Origin of the sequence: Bacteroides ndongoniae, from assembly GCF_900108345.1 — a bacterium.
Taxonomy (GTDB): domain Bacteria; phylum Bacteroidota; class Bacteroidia; order Bacteroidales; family Bacteroidaceae; genus Bacteroides; species Bacteroides ndongoniae.
Window position 1 is genome coordinate 1,763,682 of the sequence record NZ_FNVV01000014.1, and the last position, 23,636, is coordinate 1,787,317.

Genomic DNA, 23,636 nt, shown 5'->3' on the forward strand with positions numbered 1-23,636 from the left:
AGACCACTTCATCACCTAGAATCTTCGAAATATCAATCGGATACAGCTCGCGTCCTGTATAAACACATAAATATGCCCAATCTCCTGAAATATCCGCTAAATGTAACTTAATCGAATTATTAGGAAAATATTCATTGCCAACATCTTTCAGTAAAGGATGTCAAAAAAATGAGGCACCTGCCTATCAGCGTAAAGTCCTACATATTTTTCTAGCTGAATTCCATAACAGCTACGATATACTTTTCCCATTTTACGTAACCCTTCAGGGTGTCGCGAAGGAACCTGCTCCGTGTAATTGAAAGGAATGGCCAAACCTGTAGTGTCAAGTAACGCCGACCAAAAATGCCTACTATTATAACTTGGCGACACTTCATAAAAATCCATTGCGACCGGAATGCCCAAAGCACGCATTACATAAGTAACAATGTCGCAATTTTCTCGACAATATCCCACCCTGTTTTCCAGCAAGAACAAAGCCCCTAAGTGAGGAAGATTAAAATCTGTATAATTAGCAAAACCCTCTTTCTTTAAATACATGGAAAGAACCTGGGCTGCTTTTACGACATCATTACCCCGATACAATGAATCAAGAACCGGAGCATAACGTTCATAATAAACTCTACGCCAATTTTCGAGAGGTTCGTTGCCGACCCTATAAGGTAAAATATATTCACAGAAATCTTCAAAAGAATAATATTTACTCCAGCTCCTCTTTTCCCATACGTCAAAAGCTAAGTCTATATTATCTATCAACATTTCCGCTTTTATAACTTCTACATCTTTTATTTTATGTAAATTTCTATAATCAAATGATTTCCATTGTTTCACAACCTCATCGGATATTCTTCCCTTCAGGATGCTTTCCTTTTTCAAACGTTTCAAACTGTCCAATTCTTTTCCTATAAACGAATGATGTGGAAGCATGTTGGCTATCAAGAACCGAGCAGCTGCCAACTTTTCTTTTTCTCCTTGATAATGGGACAGCACTTTCTCCAACTCACATTTATTTTTCCCAGCTTGCTCCAAAACTGTCTCCACACGATTTTGCAAATTTCCCTGCACACAAGAAATACAGTGAAACAGGAGAAGTAAATTACATACGTAAAATATACAGGTCCTTAACTTATTCTTCACATTATTTGCCATACTTCCATTATTATCACTTATTTTACAGTATTTTTATTCCGCAAATCCTTTCACATTCAGAACAAACGGTGCCCCTTCCGCATTGCAGTGTACCGTAGCCGTCTTGCTGAAATAGCCGGCCTCATCGGCGCGATAGGTCACGGTCAGTGGCAGCACGTCGCCCGGACGGACCGGTTCCTTGGGATAGTCCACCGTGATGCAGCCGCAGGAAGTAGTCACGTCGTGAACCACGAGCAGATGCCTGCCCGTATTCTTCAGGTTGAAGACGACCTTTTGCTCCTCGCTCCGTGCAAAACTGTCCAGGTCAGCCGACGTCCGGTCAGCTTGTATGCTGGTCAGTGGCTCGGAAGTACCCGTTTCCTTCTGCACCGTTTCTCCCCGAATGATTTTCAGGTAAAGTTCCTTTATCTTCGGATTGTGGATGGGATTGCCGACGGCCAGCACACGGTTGTCCTTGTCGAGGAGGAAAGTCTGGAATCTTTCATCGGAGGGAAAATGATTCAGCCGGTTTAATTCATCGTTACAATCCATACAAATAGGATACCCAAACCTATTAATCCGTAGCGTTTGATATATTTCCATACCGTCTTTTGGAAAGAAAAAAAACAAAAATTTAACTGAATCTGAAAGTAAAGAATCCATTTCCGATATATATTCTTTCCAATCGCCCAATCTCAATTTACAACTGGTACATCCGGTAGAATCAATATATGATAATATTTTATACTCATTTGAAAATAAAAAGTCTACTGTATCATTACCACGAATAGTAAACACCATTGAATCAGGAAATAAGATTTCTTTCCCTTGCCATTTCTGCAAGATCAATTCTACCTTCCCTGTTCTCTGACATGAAAACAAAAATAAAAACAATAAAAAGATTAAGCCATAAAATAATCTCATACCACTACTCATTTATAAGTTTCAATTTAAAAAACTGTCTTCCTCTTCCTTTCCCTTTGTCACCACACCCCACTATCATTTTTCTCTCTTCATCTACAACAATGCCATCTATGTACATATCCAATCGGTACCGTGCTTTCAGGTTCCCCTCCCAATCCAGTACCAATATATCGCCATGAGGCACCGCACGCTCCATAGACTGTTCGGGATTGACAGTATATATATAATGATCTGTGGCAATCACACCGCTGCAATGAGACAAACGAGATTCAAACTTTGGTTCTACCAAATGATTATTGCCGGGAGAATAGTCAAGTTGCAAGGCATGAAGTAACTGCCCTTTCTTATTATAGATATGAATACGACGTAAATTACAATAAGCCACCACGAAAGCCGTTTTATCGGGTCTGACAGCAAGAATGTGCGCATAAGCCAACTTGAAATCACGCAAACGCTTGAAACGCTCCGGAGTTTCCGGATATTGTCCGCCAGAACTCCAGCGCCCTGTTCCCGGAAAAACCCGATGGAACTCACAGAGACCATTCATATCGTAGTTGTCGGGGAAAATATATTCATCTTCCCCCAACGATTGCACTCTCCCTGTAGTATAAGGAACAGTTGCCACCCGAAACGAACGTGACTGATAAAGCGAGTCTGCTTTGTCTAACCGATAAACATCAACCTTGCCTTGATACTCCAGAAACAATTCACCGTTTACAACCTCTTGCGAAACATACCGAGGAAGCTGTTGGCTGTGAAGATACTGCAATTGAGGGTATGAATAAATATGAACCATATCATAACTGCCAAACACGACTAAACGGTCATCTAAGCGTAAGGGGAAAGCGGGACGGACACTAATCCCCATCGTTATTTCCGAAGGAGAAACAACCGTGTCAACAAGAAAACCCTGTTTATATTTTAACTTAACCTCTTCCGTGCCTGGTTGCTGGCAGGCAGCCAATAAAAGGAGAAATATCCACGCTGCACAAATTCCGAACCCTTTACAACTCATACTTTACCAACATGTAATCAGGATTCAACACTAAAGCATAAAGTGTATTGGTACGGGTATCTGAAGCAATACGAACAACCGGCATGCCCAGATCGACAACTTTCACCAAAGAAGAATCGTAGTCATAAAGATAAACCAAATGAGGAAGAAGCCGTTCATCCCTGCCTCGAATAGGGGCATCAAGTGGTTCGTTCTCCCAATCACGATGCAGTGAAACGATATAATCCTTACAGATTGAAAGGCCAAAAATGCCACCTATACGTGCATCAGGCACGATACGTCCCCGGGAAACCTCGTATCCGGTATCGGCTTCTTTCTCCCAACACAACTTAAAATTATCGTTTTCTTTCTGGTATAAAGCTAAATAAGGAATGTGGAAAGAACTACATGCCAGCATGCCACTGATGGAGTCGTATACCAACGTCATACCTAAATGTTCACGTACGTCCTTCACCGGATAAACACCAAATTTCTTTTCACGGCCATATATGCGAGCATTAAAATAATTTTCATCCCCATCTGCCGTTTGCTGAACAAAGACATCATGCTGCAATTCAATCATTGACGGACGATTTTCCTTTTCTAACGAACTTAAGGGACTAAAAGGTTCCATCCCTGCTACCAGACTGTCAATAGAGAGATACCCTTTACTTTTCCCATTCAAATCTGAAACAAAAAGACGGTTTCCTACACAATGCGAACTAAGGCTGCCTGTCACAAATTCATTAGGACCTTCGCCAACTTTTCCCATCTTACCAACCAATTTTCCAGTTACAGCATCGTGTACATTCACAAAATAATCACGGGCAAACGGATCTTCCCATACCACATAATTTCCAACGATTATCATCGTACCCGGCATACGGGTCATGATGTCGTTGTGTAATATTTGGGCTGTTGCTTTTTCACGGACAACCTCCCTTTTTTTCACGGACTGACAACCGTATAAAAATAAAAGGAAAAATAAATAAATAAAGCTTCTGTTCATGCGAATAAGAATTAAGTGATAAAAAATTAATGGTTACAAAATCTTAGCATTAAAAGACACAGAAGACACGGATTTATACAAAAATCCTTCGTCATCTGCGTCTGAAAAATGCTATAAATTTATTGTACAAATCTACATTATTAATTAATAATGTGAACAACCATATCTATAATCACAACCTCCACCTGATGTAGGATATGCATAAGTAAAATGAGCGTTTCCACATACACAGCATTCATTATACCACGATGCCCAGCATCTACCATTTGATAATTCATCATCAGCCAATGCTTCTACATTCGCTAACATAATATTAGACACCAAATTTTGTCTTTGATTCTCATAAACGCCATAACCGACTGTTACTACAACAGCTGCCACAAGGGCTATTTTAAAAAAATTATGTTTCATGGTTTTAATCATTTTATTCCCTGTTCTATTATCTATATATGCCCTCCTCCTCAGGGATACAGAAGAAGAGTATAATACCTTTGTTCCGTATTTATCCTTTCAACGGATGCGGCAAACGTATAGCCGCAAAATAATAATTTGTAGCTTTAAATAAGATAGGATGCGCCTTAGCAAAAAAATTAAGCAAGCTTATTTTTTTGCTGAGACTTTTGCTATCTTTGTTCCTTGACCTCCTTTCTTTTAAGTGGGTTAGGGAATGAGCGGGGATGCCTCGCTCTCTAACACAGGGCATTTTCCCCTCATTCCTGCTATTATTATTCATTCAGACTCCATCCCATAAATACGTATTTTACTTTTATATTCGTTAATGGACATGGGACATTCCCCACTTCAAGGCAATGTCCAACTTCTACATATTCATCATCTGCCAGAGCTTCCGCATTTAACAGCAGAAGATCATCTTCTATTTCCGTTTTAGAATGTAACCCCATCCACATTCCACAGGCACATACAATGCTTCCGATCAATAAGATTCTTTTTCTTTTCATTTTCAATTTCATTAGTTGTTATTTATTAATACCTCAACTTTGACTTCGTCGATTTTCAGTTCGCAAGCTCAAGTTGCAGTTGACGAGTTGACAAGGCGTTTGTAGCGAGCCGTTTCAAGCAGCACTTTATTAAACAGGACATTCCAACCTTGTGGACTTGTTGACTGAAGCCTTGTTAACTGGTAAGTTGAGCACTTGCGAAACTTAAAACTTTTATTTATAGTTCCTCCAAGTTCAGATTGTCTGCATTTCAATTTGCCGATAAAATTAAAAAAATACCATCGAAATAAACCATCATGTCAACTGACATCAACTGACATTAATTGTAAACAACTGTCTATCATAATATTATAAATCGAAAAATGTCAGTTGATATCAGTTGGAGTTTTCATCCGAATGATTCATTCTTTTCTGTTTTGTTTATCGAAGAAGGCAGAACAAGCTGATAAAAGCCATTTCTATCATTAGATATAGTAGCAGGCGATACGCTTTCGAGCTTATCCCGAAGGCGTCCTATCATCTTATAAAAACTATCCAAAGAGTAGGTTTCAAGCTCTTTTCCGATAGCCAGATAAATATCATGTTTAGACAAAGTGTGATGAGGAGATTTAAGAAAACATTCTAACAAATTAGACATGGTTGCAGACAGGGTAACAATCGTCTTGTCATTCTCATTACAGAGTACGTTTTGCTCAGCGTCAAAATAGATTTCCATACCCAAATTGTAAAGCCGATCGTTTCTACCTCGTACTTGAGGTTTACACACTATACGCTTGCGTGTTGTCCTTTCGTTATTCTTTGTTTCATTGGCATCTGGAAGTAAAAAATGGAATAGTTTGCGGTATAATAAGGAAAACCATACGATACAAACTAACAATATGCACAATATATTTTGACCTGATGATACAAGGCTCCACCAATTATATGAAATATAGCCGGCTATTTCTAATTCCAGACGATAGCCTAAATAAGTAGAAACCAAGCTATCGGCTTTTTGCGTCATTCCCTCGGTTTCAGAACAGACAGCATTGATATGCCCGGACATATCTGTCGTTCTGCAAAACACTCTTGTATCAGCTTTTATGTCATGAGCAACCAGCAAACTATCCCAAGTAGCTTGCAACGGTTCTGGAAGAAGTGGCTGCTCCCTCAGAGACAAACTTAGAAGCGCATTTTTCGTGCCATCATTCACATAGGCATGTTTGCGCTTGTACGTAGGAAGATGGAAAACTTGCACCCCATTCTCTGTTATCAGTTTTATCGAATCCGGTATGGAGGATTTTACAGATATCTGCCGTTGAGCAGGAATTGGAGTATAATGAAGAGGGAGCGTTATCTGCTCCACTTCTAAATTTATCGCATGAAAAAAAGCTGTTTTTGCCTGTTCATTCCAATTTTGCTTCTGTTGTGAATATGCTTTCCATAAATGGACAGCACACATTGCAGTTAAAAATGTGCCAACAAACAATATCCATACTTTTGGATTTATTTTTTTCACGTTCAAAGGCCTCCTTATTATTCTATTTATCCAATTCATAATAATTTCCTTTTGATAGTCGTATTTCATAATGAATGTCACTTTCTTAAACTAATTTATTTCTGCCATAGATTAAACTTCACTAACGGTTCATCACTGTTTACATCTGTAGTCCATAATATCCTCCGCTTTTCGTCCACCGCAATGCCACACACATGACGGTCAAGTACATAACCGCGCAAGGGTTTCCCTGTCAGGCTGAACACATAAAGGTAACGGCCACCATCCGGCAGACTTTTGCCTTGCTGGATGCTTCGGCCAATTTCCTTGAACGAAGTTCCCTGGAAAACAGCATAGACGACACTGTCTGCCACCTGTACGTCGATGAATCCCATGATGCCCGTAGGGATACCATACCCCTGACGCACCTGAAACTGCGGTTCGCCACCGGGACCCATGAGCACCGTATGCGTACTGTCGCGCAGGTTCCACAACTCAAGCACCTCGCCCAACTGGGTGGCGGCAGCCAACACACCGTTACGGGGATTGTAGTCGATGAAGCTGCGCCAGGCTTGTGCCAACGCCGGACGGGAGTGGAGCAAAGCATCCTCGTTGGCCGTGGGGATGGAGCCGAACCGGCGTAACAGGCGGCCGTCGCGGTTCACCACGCAGAAGCGGCTGTCGCCCGAGTAGTCGGGAACGAGGCAGGTGGAGTCGCTGATGCTGACAAAATCGAGCACACGGAGCAGTTGACGGTCGAGGCTGACCGTACCTACGCGAAGCAGCGAGTCGGCAGCAGGAGCAAACACGAAATGCGCGACCTGCGACTTGCCGGAATCGAGGACATGGAGCGTGTCGCCTGTCCAACGCATGTTTTCGGCGGAAATCAGGTCGTCAGGACCATCGCCACGGCGACCGAAAGAAGCCAGATGACGGAAGTCGGGAAGGCTGAAGGCGTGGAAGAAATGGTCCGTACCATGAAGATCCATCACCACGGCACGGTCTGTCTGCACGCGGATGCGGAAGGGATAGCGGAACACAGCGGTATCGAGAGGCAGCGGTGTGCCTGCAAGTTCCACCGTCTGCGGGAACCCGTCGTAAACAGTCACCCCCTCGCGTAGAGGACGGGAACAGGCAGCGAGCCATAAAAGGACAAACACAGCGGACAAACCGCCAGACAGTCGGGACAGAAACGCCGGAAAGGCGAAAGTCCGATGAAAAGAGATTAAAATAATAGTTTTCATCGCGTTTCTTATTTAAGAATAAATTGCACTCCTCTGCTCCATGAAATTCTGTGTACTCTCTCTATGGTGAAGGGATGCAGTAAATGTTTCTAAGATTAACGAAGCAAAATTAAGGATAATGTTTAAAAAATCAAATTTGTAGTGTTGTAAAATGAAATTCATACTTCTTCGTTTTGACAGCCTCTTAGTAGTTAAAGGTCAATAGAATGAAATACAAACGTAACTGAGGAATCACCAAACAACCTCTTCCCGCAATCATAAATTCCATTTAAGGCCTCATTTTTTACTCACTTTTATACAATTCAGCACAGTTTTCCCCGAAAACATGCACCCATCCACTTTATTTTTGCTATTTTTGCATTTTGTAATTACCAGACGTAAGATGGAAAAAACAGAAATAACGACATATAGCTTGCTGAACTCGATTTCTACCCCCAACGATTTACGACGTCTGAGCGTAGACCAACTGCCGGAAGTCTGCAAAGAATTGCGGCAAGACATCATTAAAGAAGTATCCCGCAATCCGGGGCACTTCGCAGCCAGCCTCGGAACTGTGGAATTGACTGTCGCCCTGCACTACGTCTACAACACTCCCTACGACCGCATCGTCTGGGATGTGGGCCATCAGGCTTACGGCCACAAGATACTGACCGGACGGCGCGAAGCCTTTTCCACCAACCGTAAATTCAAAGGTATACGCCCCTTCCCCTCGCCCGAAGAAAGCGAATACGACACTTTCGCCTGCGGACATGCCTCGAACTCGATTTCCGCAGCCTTGGGAATGGCAGTGTCGGCATCGCTCAAAGGCGAACAGCAGCGACATGTAGTAGCCGTCATCGGCGACGGAAGCATGAGTGGCGGACTGGCCTTCGAAGGGCTGAACAATGCTTCATCCACCCCCAACAACCTGCTTATCATCCTGAACGACAACGATATGTCCATCGACCGCAGCGTGGGAGGCATGAAGCAATATCTGTTCAACCTGACTACTTCCAACCGCTATAACCAACTGCGGTTCAAGGCATCGCGCCTTCTGTTCAAGATGGGGATTCTGAACGAAGAACGCCGCAAGGCTCTCATCCGCTTCGGCAACAGCCTGAAGTCGATAGCCGCCCAGCAGCAAAACATCTTCGAAGGAATGAACATCCGCTACTTCGGCCCCATAGACGGGCACGACGTAAAGAATCTGGCACGTGTGCTGAAGGACATCAAAGACATGCAGGGACCCAAGATTCTGCACTTGCATACCGTCAAAGGCAAAGGATTCGAACCGGCCGAAAAGGCACCGGGAATCTGGCATGCCCCCGGCAAGTTCGATCCCGAAACAGGAGAACGCTTTACGGTAGATACACACAATATGCCTCCGCTCTATCAGGACGTCTTCGGCGAGACACTGGTCGAACTGGCCCAAAAGAATCCCCGTATTGTGGGAGTGACCCCCGCTATGCCTACAGGCTGCTCCATGATCAAACTGATGCAGGCCATGCCGCAACGGGCATTCGACGTAGGCATAGCCGAAGGACACGCAGCCACCTTCTCCGGAGGAATGGCCAAAGAGGGATTGCAACCATTCTGCAATATCTATTCGAGCTTCATGCAGCGTGCCTACGACAACGTGATACACGACATTGCCTTGCTGAAACTGCCGGTAGTGCTCTGCCTTGACCGTGCCGGACTGGTAGGTGAAGACGGCCCCACGCATCACGGCATATTCGACGTGGCCTATTTCCGCCCCATCCCCAACCTGACCCTGTCGTCGCCCATGAACGAGCACGAACTGCGTTGCCTGATGTATACGGCACAACTGCCGGACAAAGGGCCGTTCGTCATCCGCTATCCACGCGGACGCGGGGTACTGGTAGACTGGCGGTGTCCGTTGAAGGAAATCCCCGTAGGCAAAGGACGCAAACTGAAAGACGGTACCGACATGGCTGTCATCAGCCTGGGACCGATAGGGAACATTGCCGCACAGGCCATCAGGCGTGCCGAAAAAGACAAAGGACTCTCCATCGCCCACTATGACCTGCGCTTCGTCAAACCGATAGACGAAGAAATGCTGCACGAAATAGGGCAGACATTCAAGCGAATCGTTACAGTGGAAGACGGAGTGATAAAAGGAGGAATGGGAAGTGCCGTGCTGGAGTTTATGGCCGACCACAACTATACGCCAAACGTCAGACGTATCGGAGTGCCCGACCAGTTTATAGAACATGGAAGCGTACAGGAACTATACCACCTGTGCGGAATGGATGAAGAAGGAATATATAGTCAATTAATAAAGTGAAAATAGTTATTGCCGGTGCCGGTGCAGTAGGCACACATTTAGCCAAATTGTTGTCGCGCGAAAAGCAGGACATCATTCTGCTGGACGACAACGAAGAGAAGTTGAGCACACTCAGCTCCAACTTCGATTTGATGACAGTCACAGCATCACCTACCTCCATCCGTGGACTGAAAGAAGTAGGTGCGGGTGCGGCCGACCTGTTCATAGCCGTTACCCCCGACGAAAGCCGCAACATGACAGCCTGTATGCTGGCCAGCAATCTGGGTGCAAAAAAAACGGTAGCACGTATCGACAACTACGAATACCTGCTGCCCAAGCACAAAGAGTTTTTCCAGAAGCTGGGGGTAGACTCGCTGATTTATCCTGAGATGCTGGCTGCCAAAGAGATTGTCTCCTCTGTCCGTATGAGCTGGGTACGCCAATGGTGGGAGTTTTGCGGAGGTGCCCTGATACTGATAGGTACCAAAATGCGCGAAAAAGCCGAAATACTGGACATTCCGCTCTACCAGTTGGGCGGACCGGAACTGCCCTATCACGTGGTAGCCATCAAACGGGGAAGTGAAACGCTGATTCCACGGGGAGACGACAGTATCAAGCTGCATGACATTGTATACTTTACGACAACCCGAAAGTACATACCCTACATCCGAAAGATAGCCGGAAAAGAAGATTATGCCGACGTGCGCAACGTCATGATTATGGGCGGAAGCCGGATTGCCGTGCGCACAGCCCAATACGTACCCGACTACATGCAGGTGAAAATCATCGACAACGACCTGGCACGATGCAACCGGCTGACAGAGTTGCTGGATGACAAGACCATGATTATCAACGGAGACGGACGCGACATGGACCTGCTCATCGAGGAAGGACTGAAGAACACCGAAGCTTTCGTCGCCCTGACCGGAAGTTCCGAAACCAACATTCTGGCCTGCCTCGCTGCCAAACGTATGGGAGTGAGCAAAACCGTGGCCGAAGTCGAAAACATCGACTACATCGGTATGGCTGAAAGCCTGGACATCGGGACTGTGATCAACAAAAAAATGATCGCCGCCAGCCATATTTACCAAATGATGCTCGATGCCGACGTAAGCAACGTGAAATGCCTGACACTGGCCAACGCCGATGTGGCTGAATTTACGGTAAAAGCTGACTCAAAAATCACCAAACATCCGGTAAAGGACCTGGGATTGCCCAAAGGAACCACAATCGGAGGACTGATCAGGCAAGGAGAAGGTGTCGTGGTGACCGGTAACACACTCATACAGCCGGGCGACCATGTAGTGGTATTCTGTTTAAGCATGATGATCAAAAAGATTGAGAAATACTTTAGTTAATGGTCAATTTTAAAACGATTACGCGAATTATCGGCATCCTCCTGCTACTGGAGACCGCCATGCTGCTGGCATGTTCCGGCATATCTTTATATTATCAGGACGAAGCATTGACCGATTTCTGGAAATCGGCCGGAATCGCAGCGGGTGTAGGTATCCTGCTGTTCCTTTTAGGTAAAGGAAGCGACGGTGTGCTGACACGCCGCGACGGCTATGTGCTGGTCAGCCTTGCCTGGATAGCGTTTTCTTTCTTCGGAATGCTGCCCTTCTACATCAGCGGCTACATTCCCGACATCACCAATGCCTTTTTCGAAACCATGTCGGGCTTTACCAGTACGGGGGCGACGATATTGGACAACATAGAGTCTCTGCCGCACGGACTGCTCTTCTGGCGGAGTATGACCCAATGGATTGGAGGATTGGGAATTATCATGTTCACCATTGCCGTCCTCCCCATTTTCGGTGTCAGCGGTCTGCAGGTATTCGCCGCCGAAGCCAGCGGACCTACGCACGACAAAGTACACCCCCGCATCGGCATCACAGCCAAATGGATATGGTCGGTATACACCGGGATTACGGCAACACTCGTCGGACTGCTTATGCTGGGGGGGATGAGCTGGTTCGACAGCATCTGCCACGCTTTTGCCACTACGGGAACAGGCGGATTTTCAACCAAACAGGCAAGCATAGCCTATTATCATTCGCCCTATATAGAATACGTCATATCTACCTTTATGTTCATTTCCGGTATCAACTTTACACTGCTGCTACTTCTTGTCAACCGGAAATTCAAGAAAGCGTTTCATGATGTAGAGCTGAAATGGTATTTCTGGTCAGTAATACTGTTCACCGGAATAATAGCAACCATCCTTTACTATACCAGCCCGATGGATGCGGAAGAAGCTTTCCGCAAATCGCTGTTTCAGGTCACCAGTCTTCATACGTCAACAGGTTTTGCTACCGACGACTATATGCTATGGCCATCGGTCACCTGGGGGTTGCTGACAATCGTCATGGTGATAGGAGCCTGCGCCGGCAGTACCACCGGCGGTCTGAAGTGCATCCGTCTGGTCATTCTGAGCAAAGTGTCGAAAAACGAATTTAAGCATATTCTCCATCCCAATGCAGTGCTTCCGGTACGTATCAACAAGCAGGTATTGTCCACCTCCATTGTTTCTACCGTATTGGCATTCAGTTTCCTCTATCTGGTCATTATCATTATCAGTATATTGCTTATGATGGCTATGGGAGTAGGATTCGAAGAATCAATAGGATGTGTCATCTCAAGTATCGGCAACATGGGCCCCGGCCTGGGAGATACCGGTCCCGCTTATTCGTGGAACGCACTGCCCGATGCAGCCAAATGGCTGCTCTCTCTTCTGATGTTGCTGGGACGTCTGGAATTGTTCACTGTTTTGCTGCTCTTCACTCCCGATTTCTGGAAAAAGAATTGATTAATGGCAAAAAAGTGCTAAAACGGCTGTTTTTTGTAATCTCCACCTAACAAAAAGCAGAATTATTTATTGTACCTTTGCACGTCCGAAAAAGAGAGATTGAGAGAATCGTTATATGAAACAGTGCATAAAATATTTAATGATCATCCTGCTGGCCGCATCGTTACACAGTGGTGTCCTCGAAGCGGCAAGCGAATTATGCACCAAAAATATCGATTATACCGAATCTGCTTTTCAAGCACAAACGACAGAAACGACCCATCTCATTCATCATCTTTACGATTATCTGCTATCTCTACCTTTTTGTGCTGACTATATCGGTCAGAATTCTGTTCCCGGCTGTAAATCAGTCACGCTCCCCATCAATCGGATACGACCGGAAACTACTCATAAAGCAACCTTCCATAAAGGATGGTCTGCCCCGAATGCCTTATCACACTCAGTGGATTATTACGTCTACGGGCTACGGAAAATTGTAGTATAAAGTCTGCCGGTTTGTGTGCCGGAATACCTTAATAATAGCACATAAACCGTTTTCTTCGTAAATGTTCTACATACATTTTCTGCACAGAGAGAACAGAAATTTTGCGGGAAATAGAGTTTCCCCTTTATATACTTGATCGTAAAAAATCTCTTTATTTTATGAACTTTACTCTTTTAGTGACCGTCTTGTTGACGGCAATTATCTTCGTGGGTCTGGTCATTGCCATCTCGCATGCCATTTCTCCACGTTCGTACAACCCACAAAAGATGGAGCCTTACGAATGCGGTATTCCTACACGGGGACGTTCATGGATGCAATTCCGTGTTGGTTACTACCTGTTTGCCATCCTCTTCCTCATGTTCGAGGTAGAAACGGTATTCCTCTTTCCGTGGGCTATCAGTGTTCGCCAGTCTGGCGTTTCCGCATTGCTTGGCGTAGCCTTTTTCTTATTCATTCTTGTGCTGGGACTTGCTTATGCCTGGCGGAAAGGAGCGTTGGAATGGAAATAAACAAGAAACCCCGGATTAAGTCGATTCCTTACGAGGAATTCACCGACAACGAGACTCTTGAAAAGCTGGTACAGGAACTGAATGCTGGTGGTACCAATGTCATTGTAGCCGCTCTGGACGACCTGATAGACTGGGGACGCAGCAATTCCCTTTGGCCATTGACGTTTGCAACCAGCTGCTGTGGTATTGAATTTATGGCCGTATGTGCCGCACGCTATGACATTGCGCGCTTCGGCTTCGAAGTAACGCGTAACAGTCCCCGTCAGGCCGATGTTATTCTGGTAAGCGGTACCATCACCCACAAAATGGCTCCCGTATTAAAGCGTCTTTACGACCAGATGCCCGATCCGAAGTATGTAGTAGCAGTAGGAGGATGTGCCGTCAGCGGCGGCCCGTTCCGCAAATCCTATCACGTAGTGCAGGGCGTAGACCAGATTCTGCCTGTCGACGTTTACGTTCCAGGTTGTCCTCCACGCCCCGAAGCATTCCTTTATGGCATGATGCAACTGCAACGTAAAGTGAAGATTGAAAAATTCTTTGGAGGTGTAAACCGCAAGGAGAAAGCTCCCAAAGACGAAACGGACCAAAAGTGACTTTCCCTAAAAAAGAGAACTGCAAATGGAAACAAAAACAATATACATAGCCCCACAACAGCTGAGTGACGAAATGCGCCGCCTGCGGGAGGATGAACAGATGGACTTCCTCGAAAGCCTGACAGGTATGGACTGGGGCGAACCTGCTGAAAATGATACCCCCGACCAACTGAGAGGCTTAGGAGTGGTATATCATCTGGAATCGACCGTCAGCGGTAAACGGCTGGTGGTAACGACCTCGACACTGGACCGCGAACACCCCCAGTTGCCTTCCGTAACTCCGATCTGGAAAGGCGCCGAACTGCCGGAACGCGAAGTCTATGACTTCTTCGGCATCGTGTTTACCGGACATCCGGATATGCGCCGTCTGTTTCTGCGTAACGACTGGGTAGGATATCCGTTGCGCAAGGACAACGACCCGGAAAAAGAAAATCCGCTGCGCATGAGCAACGAAGAAACACTCGACACTACCCGCGAAGTAGAAATTACTCCCGAAGGCGATTATCAAGAACGTGAAACAGTGCTGTTCGGCGACGATGAATACGTTGTCAACATCGGCCCCCAACACCCTGCCACACACGGTGTGCTCCGCTTCCGCGTATCACTGGAAGGTGAGAATATTCACAAAATCGATGTGAATTGCGGATATATCCACCGGGGCATCGAGAAAATGAACGAAAGCCTCACTTACCCGCAGACACTGGCACTGACCGACCGTCTGGACTATCTGGGAGCGATGCAGAACCGCCATGCCTTGTGCATGTGCATCGAAAAGGCCATGGGCGTAGAAGTCAGCCCCCGTGTACAGGTAATACGTACCATCATGGACGAGCTGCAACGCATCGACTCGCACATTCTGTTCTTCTCCTGCCTCTGTCAGGACCTCGGTGCCACGACCGCTTTCCTCTATGGATTCCGCGACCGTGAAAAGCTGCTCGACATTTTCGAAGAGACATGCGGAGGACGCCTCATCCTGAACTACAACACCATCGGCGGTGTTCAGGCCGACCTGCATCCCAACTTTGTGCATCGGGTAAAAGAATTCATCCCCTACATGCGCCGCAACCTGAAAGAATATCACGACATATTTACCGGAAACATCATCGCTCAACAGCGTCTGAAAGGCATCGGTGTGCTGAGCCGCGAAGAAGCCATCTCGTTCGGAGCTACCGGCGGTACCGGACGTGCCAGCGGATGGGCTTGCGACGTGCGCAAGCGTATGCCGTATGCAGCCTACGACAAGGTAGAGTTCCGCGAAATAGTACGTACCGAGGGTGACTGTATGGCCCGTTATCTGGTGCGTATGGACGAAATCCTCGAAAGTCTGCACATCATCGAACAATTGATCGACAACATTCCGGAAGGTCCTTATCAGGAAAAGATGAAGCCTATCATCCGCGTTCCCGAAGGTTCTTACTACGCTGCCGTCGAAGGAAGCCGTGGCGAATTCGGAGTCTATCTGGAAAGCCGTGGCGACAAGACACCTTACCGCCTGCACTACCGTGCTACCGGACTGCCGCTTGTGGGAACCATCAACACCATCACCCGGGGAGCCAAGATTGCCGACCTCATCGCGATAGGCGGAACGCTGGACTATGTCGTACCTGACATCGACAGATAATCAATGGAAAATGGGAAATGGAGAATGGAAAATGATTTGCCTGTTGTCCATTCTCAATTATCAATCATCAATTATCAATTAAATAAATGTTTGACTTTAGTATTGCAACAAACTGGATACACCAAATGCTGACATCGGTCATGCCCGAAGGACTTGCCGTGTTCATCGAGTGTGTCGTCATAGGCGTATGTATCGTATTGATGTATGCCATTCTGGCCATCATACTTATCTATATGGAACGAAAGGTCTGCGGATTCTTCCAATGCCGTCTGGGCCCGAACCGCGTGGGTCCCTACGGAACGCTGCAAGTATTCTGCGACGTGTTCAAAATGCTCACCAAGGAAATATTCAACCCCAAAGGCGCCGACCAGTTTCTCTATAACCTGGCTCCGTTCATGGTGCTGATCGCTTCTTTCCTTACGTTTGCCTGCCTTCCTATTAATAAAGGTATGGAAGTGCTCGACTTCAATGTCGGCATCTTCTTCCTGCTTTCGGCAAGTAGTATCGGCGTAGTGGGAATCCTGCTGGCCGGATGGAGCTCCAACAACAAGTTCTCGCTGATCGGTGCCATGCGAAGCGGTGCACAGATCATCAGTTACGAGCTCTCTGTCGGCCTCAGCATTCTTACCATGGTAGTGCTGACAGGCACCATGCAAATTTCGCAGATTGTAGAAGGACAGGCCGACGGATGGTTCATCTTTAAAGGCCACATCCCCGCTATCATTGCTTTCATCATTTACCTGATAGCCGGTAACGCCGAGTGTAACCGTGGCCCCTTCGACCTTCCAGAGGCAGAAAGCGAGCTTACCGCCGGATACCACACGGAATACAGTGGTATGCACTTCGGTTTCTACTACCTGGCCGAATACCTGAACCTGTTCATTGTAGCAGCCGTAGCAGCCACCGTATTCTTAGGAGGCTGGATGCCGCTCCACATACCGGGACTTGACGGTTTCAACATGGTCATGGACTATATTCCCGGCTTTGTCTGGTTCTTTGCAAAGGCTTTCTTTGTAGTATTCCTCATGATGTGGATGCGATGGACCTTCCCCCGTCTCCGTATCGACCAGATACTGATACTGGAATGGAAATACCTCGTACCGCTGTCGATGGTGAACCTGGTGCTGATGAGCCTGATTGTGGCCTTCGGACTGCACTTCTAATTTTTAATTTTTAATTCTTATAAGAGACATGGAAGAAAAGAACACATACTTCGGAGGCTTTTTCAAAGGTCTGGCCAGTCTGACCACTGGCTTAAAGACCACCATGAAAGAGTTCTTCACCCCGAAAATCACAGAGCAATATCCCGAAAACCGGAAAGAGCTCAAGATGTTCGACCGTTTCCGCGGCACGCTTGTAATGCCCCATAACGAACAGAACGAGCATCACTGTGTGGCCTGCGGACTCTGCCAGATGGCTTGCCCCAACGGCACCATCAAAGTGACATCGGAAACCATCACGACCGAAGAAGGGAAGAAAAAGAAAATACTGGCCAAGTACGAATACAACCTGGGATCGTGCATGTTCTGCCAGCTTTGCGTCAATGCCTGCCCGCACGGTGCCATCACTTTCGACCAGAACTTCGAACATGCAGTCTTCGACCGCTCCAAGCTTTTCCTGACGCTCAATCATCCGGGCAGTCATGTAGCCGAAGCCAAGAAAGCCCCTGCGGCCGAGAAACCGGCATCCGACAAAGCGGCTGCCCCTAAAGAAAAGGCTGAATAATCAAATTAATCGTAACCACTCATTAAAGAAAATATATGGAAATAACTCTCGAAACAGTAGTATTCTACTTTTTAGCGGCTTTCATCACCGTATTCTCCTTGCTTACGGTGACTACAACCCGCATGGTACGCTCGGCCACGTACCTCCTGTTCGTCCTCTTCGGTACGGCAGGCATCTATTTTCTGCTGGGCTACACCTTCCTCGGTTCCGTTCAGATTATGGTCTACGCCGGAGGTATCGTCGTGCTCTATGTATTCTCCATCCTGCTGACCAGCGGCGAAGGCGACAAAGCAGCCAAACTGAAACGCAGCAAGTTCCTGGCTGGACTTGGAACGACTGTGGCAGGTGCCATCATCGTGTTGTTCATCACCCTGAAACATAAATTCCTTGCCACGACCGACGTCAATCCGGTAGAGATCAATATCAACACTATCGGGAACCACCTGCTGAGCGGTGACAAGTACGGTTATCTGCTGCCATTCGAAGCTGTCAGCATACTGCTGCTGGCGTGCATCGTCGGAGGTCTGCTGATAGCCCGCAAGCGATAGGAAACATCAATTACGAACACTGAAATCTGAACTAGTTATGATTCACATGGAATATTATCTGATAGTTTCGGCTATCATGTTTTTCGCCGGCATGTACGGGTTCTTCACCCGCCGCAACACACTGGCCATCCTGATTTCGATTGAGCTGATACTGAACGCCACCGATATCAACTTTGCCGTATTCAACCGTTTCCTGTTCCCCGGCGCACTGGAAGGCTATTTCTTCGCCCTGTTCTCCATCGCCATTTCGGCAGCCGAGACGGCAGTAGCCATCGCTATCATGATCAACATCTACCGTAACATACGGAGCATCCAGGTCAACAGAATAGACCAACTGAAATGGTAATAAACAGAAAAAACTAAAAAACAAACGATAATGGAACTTACGATTCTCATCCTACTCATTCCGTTCCTCTCCTTCCTCATCACAGGAATCGGAGGCAAATGGATGTCACACCGCACGGCCGGACTCATCGGAAGCATCGGGCTGGGACTGGTCACCATCCTTTCCTACGCCACCGCATGGAGCTACTTCACCGCTCCCCGTCTGGCCGACGGCACTTACGAAACACTGATGCCTTACAACTTCCGCTGGTTGCCCTTCACACAGAACCTGAGCATTGACATGGGCATCCTGCTCGATCCCATCTCGGTAATGATGCTTATCGTCATCAGCACCGTATCACTGATGGTACACATTTACTCCTTCGGCTACATGAAAGGCGAACGCGGATTCCAGCGCTACTACGCTTTCCTTTCGCTCTTCACCATGTCCATGCTGGGACTGGTCGTAGCTACCAACATCTTCCAGATGTATCTGTTTTGGGAGCTGGTGGGTGTATCTTCTTACCTGCTGATCGGTTTCTATTACACCAAGCCGGCCGCCATTGCCGCTTCGAAGAAAGCATTCATCGTGACGCGTTTTGCCGACCTGGGCTTCCTGATTGGTATCCTGATCTATGGCTACTACGCCGGAACCTATACCTTCACTCCCGATGAAATGACCCTGATGAAAGGCAGTGCCATGATTCCGCTGGCCTTGGGACTGATGTTCATCGGTGGTGCCGGTAAGAGTGCCATGTTCCCCCTGCACATCTGGCTGCCCGATGCCATGGAAGGCCCGACACCCGTCAGCGCCCTGATCCATGCGGCAACCATGGTCGTAGCCGGTGTCTATCTGGTAGCGCGCATGTTCCCGCTGTTCATCAGCTTTGCTCCCGACGTGCTTCACATTGTGGCCTACGTAGGTGCCTTCACAGCATTCTATGCAGCCAGCGTAGCCTGCGTACAGAGCGACATCAAGCGTGTGCTGGCATTCTCGACCATTTCGCAGATCGGCTTCATGATGGTTGCCCTGGGCGTATGTACGTCGAGCGACCCGCACGAAGGCGGACTGGGCTACATGGCCGGTATGTTCCACCTGTTCACTCACGCCATGTTCAAGGCATTGCTCTTCCTGGGTGCCGGTAGCATCATCCACGCCGTACACAGCAACGAGATGTCGGCCATGGGTGGTCTGCGCAAGTATATGCCTATCACTCACTGGACCTTCCTCATCGCCTGTCTGGCCATTGCGGGTATTCCTCCGTTCTCGGGATTCTTCTCGAAGGATGAGATTCTGACTGCCTGCTTCCAGTTCAGCCCCGCGATGGGATGGATCATGACAATCATTGCAGCCATGACAGCTTTCTATATGTTCCGCCTCTACTGCGGCATCTTCTGGGGTAAGGAGAACAAAGAACTTCACGCCGCACACACACCGCACGAAAGCCCGCTGGCCATGACCTTCCCGCTGATGTTCCTGGCTGCCGTTACGGTAGTAGCCGGATTCATCCCCTTCGGTCACTTCGTTTCGTCCAACGGACATGCTTACGACATCCATCTGGATACGCAAGTCATGCTGACCAGCATCGTCATTGCCGTAATAGCCATTGCACTGGCTGTCAGCATCTATGCACGCAGCAAGCAGCCGGTAGCCGATGCACTGGCCAGCCGTTTCCGCGGCTTGTGGACAGCAGCCTACCACCGCTTCTACATCGATGAAATCTATCAGTTCATCACCCACAAGATTATCTTCGGCTGCATCAGCCGCCCCATTGCCTGGTGGGACCGTCACGTAGTAGACGGCTTCTTCAACTTCCTGGCCTGGAGCACCGATGCCACAAGCGACGAAATCCGTGGCCTGCAAAGCGGACGTGTACAGCAATACGCCTTGGTATTCCTGCTGGGAGCATTGATACTGATACTTATGTTAACTATATAATTCAAATTCAATTATCCATTAAATAAAATGAATTTCTTATCATTATTTGTTCTGATTCCATTGCTGATGCTCCTCGGCCTCTGGCTGAGCCGGAACATCGCACAGATACGTGCGGTGATGGTAACCGGAGCTTCGGCTTTGCTGATTACGGCCATAGGGCTGACGATAGCCTACCTCAATGCACGGCAGGCCGGTGCCACGGACGAAATGTTGTTCTGCGCCGATGTTGCCTGGTATCCGGCACTTCACATACACTATTCAGTAGGCGTGGACGGCATCTCCGTAGCCATGCTGCTGCTTTCGGCCATCATCGTATTCACAGGTACCTTCGCTTCCTGGCGCCTGCAACCGCTTACCAAGGAGTACTTCCTGTGGTTCACGCTGCTTTCGCTGGGTGTGTTCGGATTCTTCATCTCGACCGACCTGTTCACCATGTTCATGTTCTACGAAGTAGCCTTGATCCCAATGTATCTGCTTATCGGCGTATGGGGCAGCGGCCGCAAGGAATACTCGGCCATGAAGCTGACACTGATGCTGATGGGTGGTTCAGCCTTCCTGCTGATTGGCATCCTGGGTATCTTCTACGGTTCGGGCGGAACGACCATGAATCTGCTCGAAATTGCCCAAATGCACAACATCCCCATTGAGCAGCAACGCATCTGGTTCCCGCTCACCTTCCTGGGATTCGGTGTGCTGGGTGCCTTGTTCCCCTTCCATACATGGAGCCCCGACGGTCATGCTTCGGCACCGACAGCTGTGTCCATGCTTCACGCCGGTGTGCTGATGAAACTGGGAGGTTACGGTTGTTTCCGCATTGCCATGTTCCTGATGCCCGAAGCTGCCAACGAACTGGGATGGATCTTCCTCGTTCTGACAGGTATCTCGGTAGTCTACGGTGCCTTCTCGGCTTGTGTACAGACCGACTTGAAATACATCAACGCCTACTCCAGTGTGAGCCACTGTGGACTGGTGCTCTTTGCCATCCTGATGATGAATCAGACGGCCTGCACGGGTGCTGTGCTGCAGATGTTGAGCCACGGTCTGATGACGGCCCTCTTCTTCGCGCTGATCGGTATGATATACGGACGTACACACACCCGCGACATCCGCGAACTGAGAGGACTGATGAAAATCATGCCTTTCCTCTCGGTATGCTACGTCATTGCCGGTCTTGCCAACCTCGGTTTGCCGGGTCTGAGCGGATTCGTAGCCGAAATGACCATCTTCACCGGTTCGTTCCAGGAACCTGACACCTTCCACCGTGTATGGACGGTGATTGCCTGCTGCAGCATCGTCATTACGGCAGTCTACATCCTGCGACTGGTCGGAAAGATTCTGTACGGCACCTGCACGAACGAACATCACCTGGCCTTGACCGACGCTACGTGGGACGAACGTACGGCAGTGATCATCCTGATTGTCTGTGTAGCTGCACTGGGTATGGCTCCGTGGTGGATCAGCGGCATGATCAGCGAAAGTGTTTTGCCAATAGTCAGTGTGTTTTAATATGAAACCAAGCACGCTCCAACTTTTATTTTTTAACTTTTAACTTTTAATAGATAAAATGGATTATTCTCAATTCCTACTGATGAAAGAAGAGCTCTCGCTGATAGCAGTCATCATCATACTGTTTATTGCCGACCTCTTCATGAGCCCCGACGCACATAAGGAAGGCGGAAAGCCGGTGCTGAACACCATGTTCCCGGTTATCCTGCTGGCTATCCATACCATAATCACCATCGTTCCCGGTCCGGTTGCCGACGCTTTCGGAGGCATGTACCACAACTCGCCGATACAGCACATCATGAAGTCCATCCTCAGCATCGGTACGCTGATTGTGTTCATGATGGCTCACGAATGGATGAAGCTGCCCGACACGTTTATCAAGCAGGGCGAATTCTATTTCCTCACGCTGTGTACGCTGCTGGGTATGTACCTGATGATTTCGGCCGGACACTTCCTGATGTTCTTCATCGGACTGGAGACTGCCAGTATCCCGATGGCTGCCCTGGTGGCATTCGACAAATACCGTCACTACTCGGCCGAGGCCGGAGCCAAATACATTCTGACTGCCCTGTTTGCCAGCGGTCTGCTGCTTTACGGCGTGTCACTGATCTACGGTACGGTAGGTACGCTCTACTTCGAAGACATTCCCGCTCATCTGGAGGGTAACCCCATGCAGGTGATGGCTTTCGTGTTCTTCTTTGCGGGCATGGGCTTCAAGATTTCACTGGTTCCTTTCCACTTGTGGACAGCCGATGTTTATCAGGGCGCACCGAGTACGGTAACCGCCTACCTCAGTGTCATTTCGAAAGGTGCGGCAGCATTCGTGCTGATGACTACCGTGTTCAAGGTGTTCGCTCCGATGGTCGACCAATGGCAGGAAGCCCTCTACTGGGTCATCATCGCTTCTATCACTGTTGCCAACATCTTTGCCATACGTCAGGAGAACCTGAAGCGTCTGATGGCCTACTCCAGTATCTCGCAGGCAGGCTACATCATGCTGGGTGTCATCAGCGGTACGGCACAGGGTATGACGGCATTGGTCTACTACGTGCTTATCTACATGTTTGCCAACCTCAGTGTGTTTGCCATCATCACCATCGTGGCCATCCGTTCGCATAAGTTCACGCTGACCGAGTACAACGGCCTCTACAGCACCAATCCGCGTCTGGCCTTCCTGATGACGCTGGCTCTGTTCTCGCTGGCCGGTATTCCGCCGTTCGCAGGTTTCTTCTCGAAGTTCTTCATCTTCGCCGCCGCTTTCCACAGTGGTTTCCACCTGCTGGTATTCATCGCCTTGCTCAACACAGTCATCTCCCTGTTCTACTACCTGAAGATCGTAAAGGCCATGTACATCAACAAGAGCGACGAGCCGATTGCCCCTTTCCAAAGCGACAACTATACGCGTGCCGCCCTGCTCATCTGTACGCTGGGTATCACCGTGCTTAGCATCGTCAGCGCCTCTTACGAGTCGATTGGCAACTACGCTTTCGGCATGTAAAAAGGAAGCACTTTCTTTTAGGCACGGATTACACGGAAAACGCAGAGAAAGAAGAATTATTATCTGTGAACTTCCATGTAATCCG

The 23,636-nt window shown here is 47.9% G+C and carries 22 protein-coding genes; 14 read left to right on the top strand and 8 right to left on the bottom strand.

The genetic code is table 11. From position 1 onward, the window contains the following. Nucleotides 1-147 precede the first annotated feature (147 nt). From BQ5591_RS21950 to BQ5591_RS18145, 8 genes are all read right to left on the bottom strand, one after another. Nucleotides 148-1,038: a hypothetical protein gene (locus BQ5591_RS21950; protein WP_235817116.1), complete on the bottom strand. Its 891-nt coding sequence runs from the start codon at nucleotides 1,036-1,038 to the stop codon at nucleotides 148-150. A gap of 141 nt (nucleotides 1,039-1,179) precedes the next feature. Then, nucleotides 1,180-2,049: a DUF1573 domain-containing protein gene (locus tag BQ5591_RS18115; protein ID WP_071150404.1), complete on the bottom strand. Its 870-nt coding sequence runs from the start codon at nucleotides 2,047-2,049 to the stop codon at nucleotides 1,180-1,182. 4 nt (nucleotides 2,050-2,053) lie between these two features. Beyond that, nucleotides 2,054-3,064, bottom strand: coding sequence for a BF3164 family lipoprotein (locus tag BQ5591_RS18120; RefSeq protein WP_071150405.1), 1,011 nt, complete (start codon nucleotides 3,062-3,064; stop codon nucleotides 2,054-2,056). Continuing rightward, nucleotides 3,054-4,052 (bottom strand): hypothetical protein, encoded by a 999-nt coding sequence (locus tag BQ5591_RS18125; protein WP_071150406.1) that lies wholly within the window; start codon nucleotides 4,050-4,052, stop codon nucleotides 3,054-3,056. Before BQ5591_RS18125 ends, BQ5591_RS18120 begins: the two co-directional genes overlap by 11 nt. 144 nt (nucleotides 4,053-4,196) lie before the next feature. Further along, the gene (locus tag BQ5591_RS20980; protein WP_083381063.1) at nucleotides 4,197-4,463 is read right to left on the bottom strand and encodes an NVEALA domain-containing protein; all 267 of its coding nucleotides are present in this window, start codon (nucleotides 4,461-4,463) and stop codon (nucleotides 4,197-4,199) included. Nucleotides 4,464-4,777: 314 nt separating this feature from the next. Next, a complete protein-coding gene (locus BQ5591_RS18135) occupies nucleotides 4,778-5,011 on the bottom strand; it encodes a hypothetical protein (RefSeq protein WP_071150822.1) in 234 nt (77 codons plus the stop codon). A gap of 388 nt (nucleotides 5,012-5,399) precedes the next feature. Then, nucleotides 5,400-6,578, bottom strand: a complete 1,179-nt coding sequence (locus BQ5591_RS18140; RefSeq protein WP_083381027.1) for a helix-turn-helix domain-containing protein — start codon at nucleotides 6,576-6,578, stop codon at nucleotides 5,400-5,402. Nucleotides 6,579-6,604: 26 nt separating this feature from the next. After that, a complete protein-coding gene (locus BQ5591_RS18145; RefSeq protein WP_083381028.1) occupies nucleotides 6,605-7,732 on the bottom strand; it encodes a BF3164 family lipoprotein in 1,128 nt (375 codons plus the stop codon). A 382-nt stretch (nucleotides 7,733-8,114) separates the two neighbouring features. Here BQ5591_RS18145 and dxs point away from each other — a divergent pair, with 382 nt between their 5' ends. From dxs to BQ5591_RS18215, 14 genes are all read left to right on the top strand, one after another. Continuing rightward, nucleotides 8,115-10,016, top strand: a complete 1,902-nt coding sequence (gene dxs / locus BQ5591_RS18150; protein ID WP_235817117.1) for a 1-deoxy-D-xylulose-5-phosphate synthase — start codon at nucleotides 8,115-8,117, stop codon at nucleotides 10,014-10,016. Next, nucleotides 10,013-11,353 carry a Trk system potassium transporter TrkA gene (gene trkA / locus BQ5591_RS18155; RefSeq protein ID WP_071150409.1) on the top strand — a complete coding sequence of 447 codons (1,341 nt, stop codon included), beginning with the start codon at nucleotides 10,013-10,015 and terminating at the stop codon, nucleotides 11,351-11,353. The genes dxs and trkA overlap by 4 nt, the downstream gene beginning before the upstream one ends. After that, nucleotides 11,353-12,804, top strand: a complete 1,452-nt coding sequence (locus BQ5591_RS18160; protein ID WP_071150410.1) for a TrkH family potassium uptake protein — start codon at nucleotides 11,353-11,355, stop codon at nucleotides 12,802-12,804. Before trkA ends, BQ5591_RS18160 begins: the two co-directional genes overlap by 1 nt. 115 nt (nucleotides 12,805-12,919) lie before the next feature. Further along, the gene (locus BQ5591_RS18165) at nucleotides 12,920-13,288 is read left to right on the top strand and encodes a hypothetical protein (RefSeq protein ID WP_071150411.1); all 369 of its coding nucleotides are present in this window, start codon (nucleotides 12,920-12,922) and stop codon (nucleotides 13,286-13,288) included. Nucleotides 13,289-13,446: 158 nt separating this feature from the next. After that, nucleotides 13,447-13,797 carry an NADH-quinone oxidoreductase subunit A gene (locus tag BQ5591_RS18170; protein WP_022164091.1) on the top strand — a complete coding sequence of 117 codons (351 nt, stop codon included), beginning with the start codon at nucleotides 13,447-13,449 and terminating at the stop codon, nucleotides 13,795-13,797. Beyond that, nucleotides 13,788-14,390 (top strand): NADH-quinone oxidoreductase subunit B, encoded by a 603-nt coding sequence (locus BQ5591_RS18175; RefSeq protein WP_022164092.1) that lies wholly within the window; start codon nucleotides 13,788-13,790, stop codon nucleotides 14,388-14,390. The genes BQ5591_RS18170 and BQ5591_RS18175 overlap by 10 nt, the downstream gene beginning before the upstream one ends. A 25-nt stretch (nucleotides 14,391-14,415) precedes the next feature. Further along, nucleotides 14,416-16,011 (top strand): NADH-quinone oxidoreductase subunit D, encoded by a 1,596-nt coding sequence (locus BQ5591_RS18180; protein WP_071150412.1) that lies wholly within the window; start codon nucleotides 14,416-14,418, stop codon nucleotides 16,009-16,011. An 86-nt stretch (nucleotides 16,012-16,097) separates the two neighbouring features. Continuing rightward, complete coding sequence (gene nuoH, locus BQ5591_RS18185; RefSeq protein ID WP_071150413.1) at nucleotides 16,098-17,174, top strand: NADH-quinone oxidoreductase subunit NuoH; 1,077 nt, start codon at nucleotides 16,098-16,100, stop codon at nucleotides 17,172-17,174. 28 nt (nucleotides 17,175-17,202) lie between these two features. Further along, nucleotides 17,203-17,736, top strand: coding sequence for a 4Fe-4S binding protein (locus BQ5591_RS18190; RefSeq protein WP_071150414.1), 534 nt, complete (start codon nucleotides 17,203-17,205; stop codon nucleotides 17,734-17,736). 35 nt (nucleotides 17,737-17,771) lie between these two features. Further along, nucleotides 17,772-18,284 carry an NADH-quinone oxidoreductase subunit J family protein gene (locus BQ5591_RS18195; RefSeq protein ID WP_022164096.1) on the top strand — a complete coding sequence of 171 codons (513 nt, stop codon included), beginning with the start codon at nucleotides 17,772-17,774 and terminating at the stop codon, nucleotides 18,282-18,284. Between the two features lie 37 nt (nucleotides 18,285-18,321). Next, nucleotides 18,322-18,630 (top strand): NADH-quinone oxidoreductase subunit NuoK, encoded by a 309-nt coding sequence (gene nuoK / locus BQ5591_RS18200; protein WP_022164097.1) that lies wholly within the window; start codon nucleotides 18,322-18,324, stop codon nucleotides 18,628-18,630. 30 nt (nucleotides 18,631-18,660) lie between these two features. Next, nucleotides 18,661-20,547 carry an NADH-quinone oxidoreductase subunit L gene (gene nuoL / locus BQ5591_RS18205; RefSeq protein ID WP_071150415.1) on the top strand — a complete coding sequence of 629 codons (1,887 nt, stop codon included), beginning with the start codon at nucleotides 18,661-18,663 and terminating at the stop codon, nucleotides 20,545-20,547. 27 nt (nucleotides 20,548-20,574) lie between these two features. Further along, complete coding sequence (locus BQ5591_RS18210) at nucleotides 20,575-22,053, top strand: complex I subunit 4 family protein (RefSeq protein WP_022164099.1); 1,479 nt, start codon at nucleotides 20,575-20,577, stop codon at nucleotides 22,051-22,053. Between the two features lie 58 nt (nucleotides 22,054-22,111). Further along, a complete protein-coding gene (locus BQ5591_RS18215) occupies nucleotides 22,112-23,551 on the top strand; it encodes an NADH-quinone oxidoreductase subunit N (protein ID WP_022164100.1) in 1,440 nt (479 codons plus the stop codon). The last annotated feature ends 85 nt before the right edge of the window (nucleotides 23,552-23,636 follow it).